The organism is Pseudomonas saudimassiliensis (assembly GCF_000939975.1).
GTDB classification, from domain to species: Bacteria; Pseudomonadota; Gammaproteobacteria; order Pseudomonadales; family Pseudomonadaceae; genus Halopseudomonas; species Halopseudomonas saudimassiliensis.
In genome coordinates this window covers 2,420,557-2,434,678 of sequence record NZ_LK391969.1, presented here as the reverse complement: position 1 = coordinate 2,434,678, position 14,122 = coordinate 2,420,557, and the positions used below count along the sequence as shown (strand labels likewise).

Annotated in this window: 9 protein-coding genes; 3 read left to right on the top strand and 6 right to left on the bottom strand. The window is 64.2% G+C overall.

Annotated features, from left to right (window positions below; translation table 11 throughout):
• Entirely contained in the window at window positions 1-1,377 is a 1,377-nt protein-coding gene (gene radA / locus VG99_RS11235; RefSeq protein ID WP_044500020.1) for a DNA repair protein RadA, read from the bottom strand.
• Window positions 1,378-1,459: 82 nt separating this feature from the next.
• On the opposite strand from radA, the gene VG99_RS11230 reads away from it, so the two are divergent.
• Both VG99_RS11230 and VG99_RS11225 read left to right on the top strand, forming a co-directional pair.
• A complete protein-coding gene (locus VG99_RS11230; RefSeq protein WP_044500019.1) occupies window positions 1,460-2,905 on the top strand; it encodes a hypothetical protein in 1,446 nt (481 codons plus the stop codon).
• Window positions 2,906-3,016: 111 nt separating this feature from the next.
• The gene (locus VG99_RS11225) at window positions 3,017-4,144 is read left to right on the top strand and encodes a methyltransferase (protein WP_044500017.1); all 1,128 of its coding nucleotides are present in this window, start codon (window positions 3,017-3,019) and stop codon (window positions 4,142-4,144) included.
• Between the two features lie 365 nt (window positions 4,145-4,509).
• Here VG99_RS11225 and VG99_RS11220 read toward each other — a convergent pair whose 3' ends face one another.
• From VG99_RS11220 to VG99_RS16115, 4 genes are all read right to left on the bottom strand, one after another.
• Window positions 4,510-6,954 (bottom strand): Lon protease family protein, encoded by a 2,445-nt coding sequence (locus VG99_RS11220; protein ID WP_044500014.1) that lies wholly within the window; start codon window positions 6,952-6,954, stop codon window positions 4,510-4,512.
• 29 nt (window positions 6,955-6,983) lie between these two features.
• Window positions 6,984-7,832, bottom strand: a complete 849-nt coding sequence (locus VG99_RS11215) for a uroporphyrinogen-III synthase (RefSeq protein ID WP_052508787.1) — start codon at window positions 7,830-7,832, stop codon at window positions 6,984-6,986.
• A 70-nt stretch (window positions 7,833-7,902) separates the two neighbouring features.
• Entirely contained in the window at window positions 7,903-10,857 is a 2,955-nt protein-coding gene (locus VG99_RS11210; RefSeq protein WP_052508786.1) for a transglycosylase domain-containing protein, read from the bottom strand.
• 147 nt (window positions 10,858-11,004) lie between these two features.
• Window positions 11,005-11,385 (bottom strand): hypothetical protein, encoded by a 381-nt coding sequence (locus VG99_RS16115; protein ID WP_044500010.1) that lies wholly within the window; start codon window positions 11,383-11,385, stop codon window positions 11,005-11,007.
• Between the two features lie 165 nt (window positions 11,386-11,550).
• Here VG99_RS16115 and VG99_RS11200 point away from each other — a divergent pair, with 165 nt between their 5' ends.
• Window positions 11,551-12,930: a diguanylate cyclase gene (locus tag VG99_RS11200; protein WP_044500008.1), complete on the top strand. Its 1,380-nt coding sequence runs from the start codon at window positions 11,551-11,553 to the stop codon at window positions 12,928-12,930.
• 11 nt (window positions 12,931-12,941) lie between these two features.
• Here the strand turns inward: VG99_RS11200 and VG99_RS11195 are convergent, their stop codons facing one another.
• Complete coding sequence (locus VG99_RS11195; RefSeq protein WP_044500007.1) at window positions 12,942-14,087, bottom strand: HPP family protein; 1,146 nt, start codon at window positions 14,085-14,087, stop codon at window positions 12,942-12,944.
• Window positions 14,088-14,122 lie beyond the last annotated feature (35 nt).

The window sequence follows — 14,122 nt, the reverse complement described above, 5'->3', positions numbered from 1 at the left end:
TCAGTCGAACAATACCCCCAGGGCTTCATCCAGCCGGGTAACCGGAACCACCTGCATACCCTTGGGCGACTCCTTGGGCGCATTGGCCTTGGGCACGATGGCCCGGGTAAACCCATGCTTGGCCGCCTCCTTGAGGCGCTCCTGACCGCTGGGCACCGGCCGGATTTCACCGGACAGCCCCAACTCGCCGAAGACCATCAGGTCCATCGGCAGCGGACGGTTGCGCAGGCTGGAAATCACCGCCGCCAACAGCGCCAGGTCAGCTGCGGTTTCCAGCACCTTGACGCCACCGACCACGTTGACGAAGACGTCCTGATCATAGGTCGCTACGCCCCCGTGGCGATGCAGCACCGCCAGCAGCATGGCCAGCCGGTTCTGGTCCAGGCCCAGGGTAACGCGGCGCGGGTTGCCCAGGTGGCTGGTATCCACCAGCGCCTGGACCTCCACCAGCATCGGCCGCGAGCCTTCCCAGGTGGACATCACCACGCTGCCCGGAATGGGCGCGTCGTAGCGCGACAGGAAGATCGCCGACGGGTTGGAGACCTCCTTCAGTCCCTTATCGGTCATGGCGAACACCCCGAGCTCGTTGACCGCACCGAAGCGGTTCTTGACCGCCCGCAGCATGCGCAGCCGGCCATCCGCCTCGCCCTCGAAGTACAGCACGGTGTCCACCATGTGTTCCAGCACCCGCGGGCCGGCCAGCGAGCCTTCCTTGGTCACATGGCCGACCAGGAAGATGGCGGTACCGCTCTGCTTGGCATAGCGCACCAGCAGCGCGGCACTTTCCCGCACCTGGGCTACCCCGCCCGGCGCCGATTGCAGTTGCTCGGTGAAAATGGTCTGGATGGAATCCACCACCATCACCTTGGGCTGTTCACGGCGGGCGGTGGCGACGATGCTCTCGATACAGGTCTCGGTCATCACCTTGAGTTTGTCTTCCGGCAGGCCAAGGCGCTTGGCGCGCATGGCCACCTGCTGCTGGGATTCCTCCCCCGTCACATAGAGTGCGGGGATGGTCTGGGCCAGCCGGCACAGCGTCTGCAGCAGGATGGTCGATTTACCGATGCCGGGGTCGCCACCGATCAATACCACCGAACCGGCCACCAGGCCGCCACCGAGTACCCGGTCCAGCTCGGAGGAGCCGCTGGGCTGGCGCGGCATCTCCTCGGTGGAGACTTCCGCCAGGGTGCGCACCTGGGCCATTTCCCCCGCCCAGTTGGCGCTGCGGCCGCCACCGCCACTGCCGCCTACCGGCGTGGTATCGATCACGGTTTCCACCAGGGTATTCCAGGCCTGACACTCGCTGCACTGCCCGGCCCACTTGGTGAAGGTGGCACCGCATTCGGTGCAGCCATACATTCGCTTGTTCTTCGCCATTGCCGTCCCATGAAAACTGAAGAGATTCTCAGGCTGTCACTATACTGACCATGCACGGATAAATCCTGACGGGGGTAACAAGATGCCGGAATTGCGCAGCAGCAAGGCCGCCTACAAGCAGCAGCGCAGGGAGCTTACCGAGAACCTGCTGGAAGCCCAGTACGCCCTGCGCGAAGCTGGCGAGGGGCCGCTGCTGATAGTGATCAGCGGCAATGATGAGGCGGGCAAGGCCGAAGTCATCTACCGCTTTTATGAGGAGCTGGACAACCGCTACCTCACCACCCGCGCCTTCACCCTGCCCCAAGGCGTGGAGCGGCGGATGCCCCACCTCTGGCGCTACTGGATCAGCCTGGCGAAACCCGCACGCCTGGCGTTCTACCTGGGCTCCTGGTATCACCAGCCACAAATCCGCTACTGCCGGGGCGAGATTGACCTGCCGACGCTGCACCAGCAGATGACCGACATTGCCCGCTTCGAACAATTGCTGGCCGATGAGGGTGTGGGTCTGCTCAAGCTCTGGCTGGAGGTCAGGCAGCCTGGTGCTCCCGAGCCCGACGCGGAAGCGACCGTCGCCATGCGCGAATGGGGCCATATCAGCTCGGCGGACCAGGCGCTGGTGGATGAATCCTTTCAATTGATCAGCAGTTTGACCGCCACGGATGCCGCACCCTGGGTCAGGGTACCCAGTGACGACGCGCTTTATCGGGATATCCAGATCGGTCAACTGGTGCTCGAACGCATGCAGCAGATGCTTGCGCAACCACCTGCGCAGCCCGCCGCTGCCCCCTGGAGCCCTGCGCCCCTTACCCGCCTGCAGCAGGTCGATTACCGCCGCACGCTGGACAAGGACCAATACAATGAACAGCTCCGGCACTACCAGGCCCGCCTGCGGGAGCTGGTCCGCCACCCGGGGTTCGCCGACCGCAGCCTGCTGCTGGTGTTCGAAGGCACCGATGCTGCCGGCAAGGGTGGCGCCATCCGCCGTATCAGCCAATGCCTGGACCCGCGCTTTTTACGGGTGCACGGCACCCGCGCACCCACCGCCGAGGAGCAGCGTCAGCCCTACCTGCTGCGGTTCTGGAAGCGGGTGCCCTTGCCGGGCCAGGTGGTCATTTTCGACCGCAGTTATTACGGCCGGGTGCTGGTCGAACGGGTGGAGGGCTTCTGTAAGCCCGAGGAGTGGCAGCGCGCCTATGGGGAAATCAACGACTTCGAGAGGCAGCTGCAGGCCGCCGGCACCCTGGTGGTGAAAATCTGGCTGGCGATTACCCCGGAGGAGCAACTGAAGCGCTTCCAGGCCCGCGCCGCCTCGCCACTCAAACGCTACAAGCTCACCGAGGAAGACTGGCGCAACCGCGATCAATGGCCACACTATGAACAGGCCATGAATGACATGGTCGAACGCACCGGCACCGCCTCGGCGCCCTGGCATGTGGTCTCGGCCGAGGACAAACGCCACGCGCGCGTCGAGACCCTGGCCATTATCTGCGGGGCACTGCAACGGGCGTTGCTTACAGGAGGGCGTTAACCGACATCCGCCATCTGCAACCGGGGAAGTACCGAGCCACTCGGCACTTCCTGGCCTTTCAGGGCAGCCGGCTGCGCTATACTGCCGGCCCCTGATTCGACTGGTCCGTCCATGCAACCTTGTGATACTCCCTTCGGCAGCCTCCGGCTCGACCGCTATCCGCCTACCCGCAACCCGACCCTGCAGCCCTTTGATGCCGCCGATCTGTATCTGCTGCAGCAGTTGGCGCCGCTTCCGCCAACGCTGACGGGGGTTTTGGTCGTCAATGACCAGTTCGGCACCCTCGCCTGCGCCCTGGCCGGGACGGGAATCTCGGTAACGAGTTGGGGTGACTCCCACCTGGCCGAGCGCGCGCTGTTGAACAACCTCAGGGAAAACCAGCTGCCCACCCAGGCAGTCACTGTTGTTGACAGCCAGCAGCTGCCCAGTGGCCCGATCAGTCATGTGCTGCTGCGCATTCCCAAGAGCCTCGCCCTGCTGGAGGACCAGTTGAGCCGGCTGCGCCCGCTGCTCGCCGACGATGCGGTGGTGATCGCCGGCGCCATGCTCAAGCACCTGCCGCCCAGTGCTGGTGATCTCCTGGCCAAATACATCGGTCCGTACCAGGCGTCGCTGGCCTGGAAGAAGGCGCGGCTGCTGACAGCCCGATTCGATGCCGGCCTGGCGCCAGCCGCCGCCGAGCTCACTACCCGCTACGCCCTGCCAGACAGCGATGTCGAGCTGCACAACCGCCCCGGGGTATTTTCCCGGCAGCGCCTGGATATCGGCACCCGCGTGCTGCTGCCCTGTATTCCGCGCGCGGCAGGGCCGCTGCGCATCGTCGACCTGGGCTGTGGCAATGGCGCCCTGGGCATCCACGCGGCCTTGCTCAACCCCGAGGCCCAGCTGACCTTCATTGACGAATCCTACGCCGCGGTTGCCTCGGCCCGGGATAATTTCCTGCGTGCCTGTCCTGGGCGGGAGGCGCGCTTTCTGGTCAGCGATGGCCTGATCGACGCAGCGGCCGACAGTGCGGATCTGGTGCTGTGCAACCCGCCCTTCCACCAGCAACAGGTCATCGGCGATGAAATCGCCATGCGGCTGTTCCAGCAGAGCCACGCGGCCCTGACGTCGACGGGCAGCGTGCTGGCGGTAGGCAACCGCCACCTCGGTTACCACGTCAAGCTGCGCCGCTTTTTCTCCACCGTGGAACAGGTGGGCGGCAACAGCAAATTCGTCGTCCTGCGGGCACAGCGGTAAGGGGTCGGAGGTTGTGCACACATTCTGTGGATAAGTCTGTGAACAGCCTTGTGGCAACTGCCCCTGGGCCATGGTTTCGCAGGGGTGCCCGCAATCCGTTCAAAAAACAGCCAACGTGACCGAGTGGTCATGAACTAACCGGCCAGAAAGCCTGGAGACGGCGTTATGTCGCACTCTCAGCCCTTGCCATGGAAATAATTTGCTGTCCAGCCCTGATTCGCGAAAACGGGTTATTGACAACGGGCCGCGGAAATGGATGGCGCAAAGTACTCCACACATTCTGTGGATAACTCTGTAGACAATAGCGGGAAAGGTTGCTCCAGAGCATGCCGGACCTGGGGTCCGACATGCTGTTCAATGTTTGATCAACGATTGGGCGCGCCGTTGTCAGCGCCGTCGTCGTCTCCCTCCTTGGCGTCCTGATCGTCATGCTGCTGGTCCCGGCTGTTGATGGCCTTCAGCCGTTGCACCACCCGCGCGTTGATCGAGCCATCGGGGAAGTTGCCCTCCGCATCCGGGGTGCCGGCATCCTCGCCTGCCAGCAGGCTGAGCGCCTGGTCGACATTGTCCACCGCATACACGTGGAACAGCCCGGCCTTGGCCGCATCCAGTACCGTCTGATGCAGCATCAGGTTGGGCACATTGGAGCGCGGGATAATCACGCCCTGGCGACCGGTCAGGCCACGGGCTTCACAAAGGCGGAAGAACCCTTCGATCTTGACGTTGACCCCGCCAATGGCCTGCACTTCACCGAACTGGTTGATCGAACCGGTGATGGCGAACTCCTGCTTCAGGGGCACCCGCGCCAACGCCGAGATCAGCGCGCAAACTTCACCCAGCGAGGCGCTATCGCCGTCGATGTACCCGTAGGACTGCTCCAGGGCGATGCTCGCGGAAATCTCCAACTGGTGGTCCTGGGCGTAGCGACTGCCCAGGTAACCGGTAAGGATCATCACGCCCTTGGAGTGGATCGACTGGCCCAGGCTGACCTCACGTTCGATATCCACGATACCGCTGCTGCCAGGGTATACGGTGGCGCTGATCCGGGCCGGCATGCCGAACACCGAGTCGCCCACCGCCAGCACGGTCAGGCCGTTGCACTTGCCGATGGCCGCCCCGGCGGTATCGATCAGGATTACGCCTGACAGCATGTCCTCACGAATCCGGGAGCTGGCCCGGCCGGTACGCGCCTCCTTGGCTTGCAGTGCCCGCTCGATATGGCCAGTGTCGGTCATGCGATCACCGGCCAGCTCCCGGGTGAGATCCGCTTCGGCTACCAGCTGGAAGATATCGGCGATGCTGGCGGACAGGTGCTGCTGATGCTCGGCCAGGCGCGCGCTGTAGGTCAGGATCCGCGCCACTGCAGCGACCGTGAGTGGCGCCAGGCCCTCCTCGTCTACCCGGGTCTTGAGCAGCTGGGCCATACCCTCGATGCTGTCGGGGGTGCGCGGCAGGTGGTCATCGAAATCCACCAGCACACGAAACAGCTCCTGGAAATCGGGATCGTAGTCCTGCAGGGTGTAATACACCCGCCGCGAGCCGATCAGCACTACCTTGACCGACAGCGGAATGACCTGCGGCGTGAGGGTAACGGTCGTCAGCCGGCCAAGATCGGCCCAGGGCGATTCGATCTTCAGCTGCCGCGATTGCAGGGCGCGTTTGAGCGCCTCCCAGGCAAACGGCTCGGCCAGCAACTTCTCGGCTTCCAGCACCAGGTAACCGTTGTTGGCCCGGTGCAACGCGCCGGCACGGATATGGCGATAACTGGTGATCAACGCGCCCTGCTCCGAGCTGTATTCCACCCGACCGAACAGGTTGTCATAGGAAGGATGGGGCTCGTGGACCACCGGCGCACCCCGCGAGCCGGGATGCTCGATGATCAGGTTGGGGCTGTAATGGGCCACCAGCGCGGCCTTCTTCGCCGCCTCGGAACGACCGTCCGCGGTGCGCTCGTCGACCATCAGCTCGATCACCACTTTCAGCAGGTTCTGCCGAATCGCCTGCAGGTATTCGCACACGCCCGGGTTGTCGCAGTAGCGCTCGGTCAGGGGGTCCAGGAGCGGCTGCAGGGCGTCGGTGATGGTTTGTTCATTGAGCTCGCGCAGTTCGTTGCTGGATTCACGCTTCCACTGGGGCAGGCTCGCCAGGGCCTCGTTGAGCACCTCTTCCAGGTCCGAGATGTCCGCATGGAAGCGTTCCCGCTCGGCCTCCGGCAGCTGGGCGAAATCCGCCTCATCCAGCGCCTTGCCGTCACGCATGGGCGTGAACGCCAGATTCTGGCCCTCGCGGTACAGGGCAATATTACGCTCCAGCGCCTTGCGCTCGACCATATCGATGGCGCTGTCGTAGCGTTTGTTGAAGTGCCGGTCAATGGCGCCCTTTTTCTGTTGGAAGGCCGGATGCTCGAACACCGCCGGGAAGGTCGCCAGCAGGTTGTCGATCAGTTGATGGATATCCTCGATAAAGGCGGCCGCCGCCCCCGGCGCCATATGCAGCGCCTTGGGTTCGCGGGACTCGTCGAAGTTGTTGACGTAGATACAGTCCTGCGGGGTGGCCATGCGCTTGGCCTCCGCCTGCAGATAGCGCATGGCATAGGAGAATCGCCCGGTGCCCGGTTCGCCCATGACAAACATGTTGTAACCGGGCCGGCGCATGGCGACCCCGAAATGCATCGCCTCCACGGCACGGTCCTGCCCGAGGATGCCCTTAAAGGGTTCAAGATCATCCGTGGACGTGAACCCCAGGCTGTCGAGGTCGATAGGTACGGTCAATTGTTCTGGCGACAGCAATGTCGGGCCGGCTTTGCTCATCAAACATCCCTTGTGGAACAGGTGAAAAGTCAGTGTAAACCATCGTCCGGGCTTGCGCCCCCGAACTCCCGGACCAGCTCGCGCACCAGCGGCTTCATGAAGAAACTGCTGGGCGGCATGAGATCGACGCGCAGCCCCCGCTCCTCCAGCTCACTGGCAACCACCGGCCCGACCGCAGCAATCCGCAGCGCGCCGAGGATCTCGCGCAATCGGGACTCGCCAACCGTGCGCTTGCCGATCTGGAACAGCCGCCGAACCTGGGTGCCGCTGGTAAAGGCAATGGCATCCAGGCGTCCGCTGGCCATTTCCGCGATCAGCTGGTCAACCCGGGCGTTCTCGGCGTCGTCTGCATAGATGTAGGGCCATACCGGCGCGACCTGGGCGCCCGCCTGTGCGAGAAAGTCCATGAGCGGCTGGTTCGGGTCGGTGCCGTACAGTTGCACGGCGATCTTGCGGCCGCGCAGATCTTCGTTCTGCAGGGTGGCGATAATGCCCGCCGTGGTCGGCTCGACTGCCACCACCTCGGCTTTCAAACCGACGGCGCGCAGCGCGGCGCCCGGCTTGGGACCGCGAACGATCTTGCGGACCTGGCCGAGGCGGTGAATGAAATCCTCCCGCATACTGCCACCCGCCCGCTCCGCTGCGGTCAGCAGGCGTCGCATCCCCTCACCGGTGAGCATGATGAAATCGTCCCAGGCCTCGCTGTTGAAGGTGTGCAGCCAATCCCTGACGGGCTGCTGGTCCGGCGCATCGTGGATCGCGACCAGGGGGCAGCGCACGACCTCGGCGCCGCGCTTGAGCAGCATATCGGCGAACAGGTCCAGCTCGCGGCTTTCCGGCAGGGCAATGCGGCGCCCGGCCAGCGGCAGATCAGACATGGTGACATCCTTTACGGGAGAAAGCGCCATTGTGCGGCCTGATCCGGCCGGCCTTCAAGCGCGCGGCCGCTCAAGGCTGGTGCTGGGCGAGTACGGCGGCAGGCTCATCCAGATAGGGCGCCAGGACCGGCGCCATGCTTTTCAGCACCTGCGCCGGCAGCGCGGAGGTGAAATGGAAGTCCCCGGCATCGGCCCCGGGGACAAAGGCGGTAAGCGTGCCGAAATGGTTGGGCCCTAGGAAGAACACGAAGGTCGCCGTCCGATTCAGGACCTGGGAGGACAGCACGCGACCACCCGACGCCATGGTGTAGCTGCGATTGTCCCCGGTGCCGGTCTTGCCACCCACGGCCAGCGGCTCACCGCTGGCCGTGGTGAATACCCCCTGCAGCCGGCGCCCGGTCCCATCCAATACCACGGCGGACAGCGCCTGGCGCAGCGCGGCCGCAACCTCCGGCGCCAGCACCTGCCTGGCCTCGACGGGCACTGGTTCGAAGCGGGTTTCCCAGGGCGTGTCGGCAGCAAAATGCAGGTTGTTGATGCGTCTTACCGGCAACCGCTGACCATCATTGATGATGATCCCCATCAGCTCGGCCAGCGCGCTGGGGCGATCACCCGAGCTGCCCAGGGCAGTGCCCAGGGAGGGCACCAGATGGGGAAAGGGATAGCCGACCCGCTGCCAGCGCCGGTGCAGATCATCGAAGGCTTCGCGCTCGAGCATACTGCGGATACGCACATTGCGCGCCCCCGCGTGCCGGGTGCGAAACAACCAGGCATACACCTCCTGGCGCTCCACTGCGCTAGCCGAGACCGCGTCGTTGAAGGTGGCCTGGGGATGGCGCCGCAGATAGTCCAGTAGCCAGAGCTCCAGGGGGTGCACCTGGGCGATATAGCCCTGGTCGGTGAGACTGTACTTGCCCGGCCGGTAGGCCTGGTACAACCGCTCGATACGCTCGGGCTTCTGCGGCACCCGCACATGCTCCTGCAGGAAGGTGCTGAACCGCTCGAAGTCGGCCTCCGGATACAGCATGCGGTACACCACCGACAGGCGCGCGGCGATGGGCTGCACCTGGCGCAGTAGTCGATCGAAGCGCTGCTGCTCGTCCATCCCCGCATAGCGGCGCCAGAAACGCTGCAGGTAGACCCGACCCTCGCGGTCGGCAAAGGTCTGCAGCCAGGCCTTGCGCCGTGGATCGCGATCATTGGTCAGCAGGCTGTCGGCATCCTCCACAATCTGGTATTGGCTATAGCGGATGATGTCGCGCAGCAACCGCACAAAGGGCAGATTGATGGATTCCTGCAGCGCCTGTTGCACCGTGGGGCGCCGTTGGTTGTCGTCCTTGCTGTAGTTGGCGAAGCTCTGCACGCCCCCACCGGTGGGGAAGCGCTCCCAGGGCGAGGCGGAATAGCGCCGTTGCAGGGCCGCGTCCAGCATCGTCGGCAGGTCGCTGTCCGGGTTGGCGCGCAAATATTCTACCGCCCAGGCGCTGAGCGGGTCCCGCGCTGGGGCGGCGCCCGCCTCACTGGTCAGCGCAGCGTGCAACTCAGCGATGATCTCAAGGTAACTGGTCAGTACCCGCAGCTTGGCAGTGGAGCCCAGCTCCAGCTTGCTGCTCTGGTTCAGGTCGAAGGGCTGCCCGGTGGTATCGGTCTGCACCCGCACCTGGTTGCCGGTGGGGGTGCGCTCCATCAGGGTGAAGCTGTAGCTTACTTCGGCTGCCTGCCGGGCCGACAACAGCGTCTCACCCAACAGGCCGTGTTGCCGGGCGCTCTCCTCGTCAGCCAGGCTGTCGAGGAAGTCGCTCACCGCGCGCTGCAGTGCCAGATCCAGACTGCTGGCCGCACTCATGTCCAGCCGGTCCAGGCTGTAGATCGACTGACCGAGCATCCCGGCCAGCTGGCTGCGGGTGACGCGGATTGCCTTGTCCGCCTCGATGGTTTCCTGCAGCGGCTGGGTCTCCCAGTTGCGAAACGCCAAGGGGCTGGCCAGCGCGGCCTCCGCCAGCCGGGGATCGATACGCTGCTCGTTGGCCAGCAGCCGGATATGGCTGTCGACCAGCTCCTGCAATTCAGCCCGGCCCGTCAGCAAATACCAGCTGGGACGCCGCTGGGCGATCACCAGCGACAGGCCCTGGCGCAGCGCCAGGGCCTGAGCCGGCAGGCCCCGCTCGCCATTGAGGCTGGCACTGAAACCCTCGATATCTTCGGCAAACCATACCCACAACGCATCGCCGAAGCCGTGCACTTCGCCATGCCCGGGCGCCGCGGTCAGCGGTACGCTGTTGAGGTAGTCCAGCACCAATTGGCGACGGGCATCCAGGGTCTGCGGTCCGCCGCGGTAGGCCCGCACGCTGGCCGAGGTCATCTGCCGTAACTTGTCCAGGGGTGACTGGGTACGACCTTCGAGGGAGTGGCGGTATTTCTCGATCTGGGTGGCCAGGGTACTGGCGCCATGGCTGTATCCGGCGCCGCCCAGGGTGCCCGCCACCATCGCCAGCGACGCGCTGGCCAGCCGTGGCCAGTCCACGGCGGGGTTGGCATGCTCCAGCGTCGGGTCCAGCAGATGACGGTTCTCGATAAACAGCAGTGCCTCCACCAGCAAGGGAGGAATATCCTCAAAGGCGGCAAAACCGAAACGGGGATAGGTGAAACGGTAGATGGACTGGCCGCGAGCGTCGGTGATCATCAAACCGGCCTGGGTCTTTTCCCGATAGGGAACAAAGAGCCCGTGGTCGGCGTAGTCGAGCAGCTCCGAGGAGAAGCGCGCCTGTTGGCTGATGCCGTAACCGCGCTGCTGCAGGCGCGGCTGAAAGTCGGGAATCAGGCTGTAACCGAGACGCTGGTTGAAGGGCCCGGCTTCTGGAAAACGGATCGCCTCGCTCGGACCTTCGCCGAGTTGGTATTCCAATCTGCTCGCGTAGTCACTGATCCACTGTGATTGCAGCCAGGCATAACGAAATTCAAAGCCGGCCACGCAGAGCAGTATCAAGGAGACAATGCCCAATACAATCCAAATCCGCAGCCTCATAGCTCCCTCGTTTACTGGTTCGCTTTCAGTCTAGTTCAGGGCTGGCGTTCCATCAGCGGATCTGCAATTTTTTCCGAGACCGGACCGGGGACACGAAAAGGCCGGGATAAGCCCGGCCTTCCGTTGTCGCTGATACTACTGCCAGGGTTAGCCCCCGGCGCCTGCGCCAGCACCGCTGGCACCACCTGAACCGGCGCCACCGGTGCCTGCGCCTGTGCTGCCGGAGCCGCCGCTGGTACCGGTACCCGCACCACCGCCTGTGCCTGTACCTGTGCCACCGCCGCCCGCGCCGCCGGTACCAGTGCCGGTGCCACTGCCAGTCCCAGCTCCCTCAGGACCCGAAGGATGGGCCGGGCTGGTGGGCGGCGCATCGCCATTGGCACCGGTAGCGTTATAGGCACCGGAATCCTGCCGTTGCTCGGTCATGGTGTGGTCGTCGTCGTGCTTGTCGCCTCCGGCCAACGCCATCGGTGCGGTTGCGCCCAAGGCAAAGGTAAACAAAGCGGTATAAATCAATTGCTGTTTCATGTTTCCACCTCCGGGTGTATTTGGGGGGACTACATGGCAATAGAATTATCCGCGGCGATTTGGTTCAAACAGAAAAATGCAACAGAAAGATTACATTTTCCGCGATGGCCTTGCCCGAAGGCCTGTGGAAAAATGCCTCCTTTCCCTTGAACACCGGAATTTACCATGGCCCGATTGTCCCTCGATGAACTCGCTGCGCACTGGCAGCATCAGCTGAACCGCTTCGATGATGCGGTCAAGGAGGGCACCGCCGAGGTCGCCATGCGGCACAAACAGGAGCTGGCCGACCACTTCTATGCGGCGCTGCTGGGGCATGGTGAAGCCGGCGCCCTGCTCTCCCATGAGGACGTCAAGACGCGGTTGAACAACTCCCTGCAGGGCTGGCTCGTCAACCTCTATTCCAGCCAGCAAGCGACCGAGATCCAGGCGCTCATCGCCCATCAGCACAAGATCGGCGAGGTGCATGCGCGCATCGATGTCCCGGTGCACCTGGTCCTGCACGGGGCGCGCCTGCTCAAGGGGCGGCTGGTCGAGCTGCTCCATCAGCAGCTCGGTCCCGCGCAGCGTTCCCAGGCCGCCAGTTATGCCACCACCCTGATCGACCTGGCGATGGAGATCATGAGCCAGGCCTATGCGGTATCCCATGAACGACGGTCCCGCGCCGAGGAAGGTTATCGCCTGTTCGCCGTGACCCAGAACATGGCCAACGAAAAGGAACGGCAGCGCGCCGCCCTGCTCAATTGGGAAAGCCAACTGATGTTCGACCATGCCATGGGCCTGGCAGCGGACCAGTTGCCCCGGCTGCGCGCCTCCGAGTTCGGCCTGTGGTTCCGGCACAAGGGTGCCCACGGCTTTGAGGGTGCGCTGGAAACCGGCCTGATCATGGATGCCATTACCGAAATCGATGACGTGCTGCTGCCACTGTTCGCCCAGCCTGCCACTGGCGAAGCTCCCCACTCGCCAACTCAGCTGCTGCGCGAGGTGCGCGAGCAGAGCCGCAGCATTGGTCATCATCTGGAGCTGCTGTTCGAGCAGAACAACGAACTGGAATCGGGTCGCGATACCCTCACCCGTCTGCTCAGTCGCAAGTTTCTGTCGGTGGTGCTGAGTCGGCAGATCAACTACGCGCGTCAGGCCGGCAACTCCTTCGCAGTACTCTCCATCGACCTCGACCACTTCAAGCAGGTCAACGACACCTATGGCCACGAGGCGGGCGACCTGGTACTGCAGCAGTTTGCCAGCGTGCTGTTGAACCAGAGCCGGGCCGGCGACTACCTGTTTCGCATGGGAGGTGAGGAATTTCTGGTGATCATGGTCGACGTCAACGACGCCAATGCCCGGCGCGCCGCGGAGAAATTCCGCCAACTCACCGCCAGCGAAACTTTCCGTCTGCCCCAGGACGTGACCATCAATCTCACCGCCAGCCTGGGCTTGGCCATGTTCACTGGCCATCCGGATTACCAGCAACTGCTGCGGCGAGCGGACAGCGCCTTGTACGAAGCCAAGCACAGCGGCCGCAACCGGGTGGTCGTTGCCGCCAACTGATCCTGGCGCGGTCAGGCTAGGTGGCTGACCAGATCCCGGTGCAACGCGGCGATCACGTCAGTCTGGGTGACCAGGCCCACCAGGCTGCCATTGTCGAGCACCGGCAGGCAGTGCAAGCCCTGGCTCGACATCAGGGGAATCATGTCCACCACATGGGTGTGCCCGTCCACCGTCACCACCGGCGCGGTCATTATCTTGTGTAGCGGCTGGTCGCGCCACAGGTTGATCCGCGTCGGCAGGATGCGGCCCAGGGGCAGGTCCAATTGCGCCAGCAGGTCGCTCAGGCTGATGATGCCCTGCACCGCGCCAGCGCTGTCCACCACCGGCAGGGTCTTCACGTGATGATGGCGGAACAGCCGGATGGCCTGCATTACCGTGGTATCGGGACCCACGGTACGGATATCCCGGGACATGATCTGCTCGGCGCGGATATCGCCCATCTTGCGCCGCAGTGCCGAACTCTCGGTGTCGCGGATGATCTGTTCCAGGTCATGGCGGGTGATGTCGACAAAGCCACCGAACTGCTCCAGTGCCCGATCCAGGTCTTCGTCGGTGAAGCCCACCCGCTGTTGCGGCAACGCATCTCGGGTATGGTGCAGATCGACGCGCGGCGGCTGCTTCGGATAGCGAATGCCGGTGAGGTTGTTGTACAGGGTGGCGCAGAACAACAGGCAGCATGCATTGAGCATGATCGGCAGCACCAGCCAACCGCCCAGCGGCTCCAGCAGATCGGCGGCCAGCACGATCACTACGACCAGGGCGCTGGCCGGCGGGTGCAGGCAGCGTAGTACCGACATCCCCAGCACCACCGCACTCACCCCGCTTACCAGTCGCCAGCCCAGGGTCATGTCCGGCACCGGTAGGTACAACATGGCCAGGCCGATCAGCGCCGCCAGTAGGTAACTGCCCAGCACCGGCCAGGGCTGGGCGAGCGCACCGGAGGACACCACGAACAACAGCACGGCGGTCGCCCCCGCCGGCCCGAGCAGGACCATCGCCGTGGTCGAGCCATAGAGCAGGCTGGACAGCCAGAATGTGAAGGCCACTGCGGCGGCAACGCCGATGGCAGCGCGCAGCCATTCACCCGGACGAGTCTGTACCGTCCGGGGTAACCAGCCAAACAGAAAACGGGAAAGGGTCAGCAGCTGACCGGACATTGAATGCTCCTGCCGGCAGTCAATGACGGCCGGAT

What these genes read in the sequence shown, in the direction of transcription:
- radA (WP_044500020.1), bottom strand. Translation starts at nt 1,377, where the DNA reads ATGGCGAAGAACAAGCGAATGTATGGCTGCACCGAATGCGGTGCCACC.
- VG99_RS11230 (WP_044500019.1), top strand. Translation starts at nt 1,460, where the DNA reads ATGCCGGAATTGCGCAGCAGCAAGGCCGCCTACAAGCAGCAGCGCAGG.
- VG99_RS11225 (WP_044500017.1), top strand. Translation starts at nt 3,017, where the DNA reads ATGCAACCTTGTGATACTCCCTTCGGCAGCCTCCGGCTCGACCGCTAT.
- VG99_RS11220 (WP_044500014.1), bottom strand. Translation starts at nt 6,954, where the DNA reads ATGAGCAAAGCCGGCCCGACATTGCTGTCGCCAGAACAATTGACCGTA.
- VG99_RS11215 (WP_052508787.1), bottom strand. Translation starts at nt 7,832, where the DNA reads ATGTCTGATCTGCCGCTGGCCGGGCGCCGCATTGCCCTGCCGGAAAGC.
- VG99_RS11210 (WP_052508786.1), bottom strand. Translation starts at nt 10,857, where the DNA reads ATGAGGCTGCGGATTTGGATTGTATTGGGCATTGTCTCCTTGATACTG.
- VG99_RS16115 (WP_044500010.1), bottom strand. Translation starts at nt 11,385, where the DNA reads ATGAAACAGCAATTGATTTATACCGCTTTGTTTACCTTTGCCTTGGGC.
- VG99_RS11200 (WP_044500008.1), top strand. Translation starts at nt 11,551, where the DNA reads ATGGCCCGATTGTCCCTCGATGAACTCGCTGCGCACTGGCAGCATCAG.
- VG99_RS11195 (WP_044500007.1), bottom strand. Translation starts at nt 14,087, where the DNA reads ATGTCCGGTCAGCTGCTGACCCTTTCCCGTTTTCTGTTTGGCTGGTTA.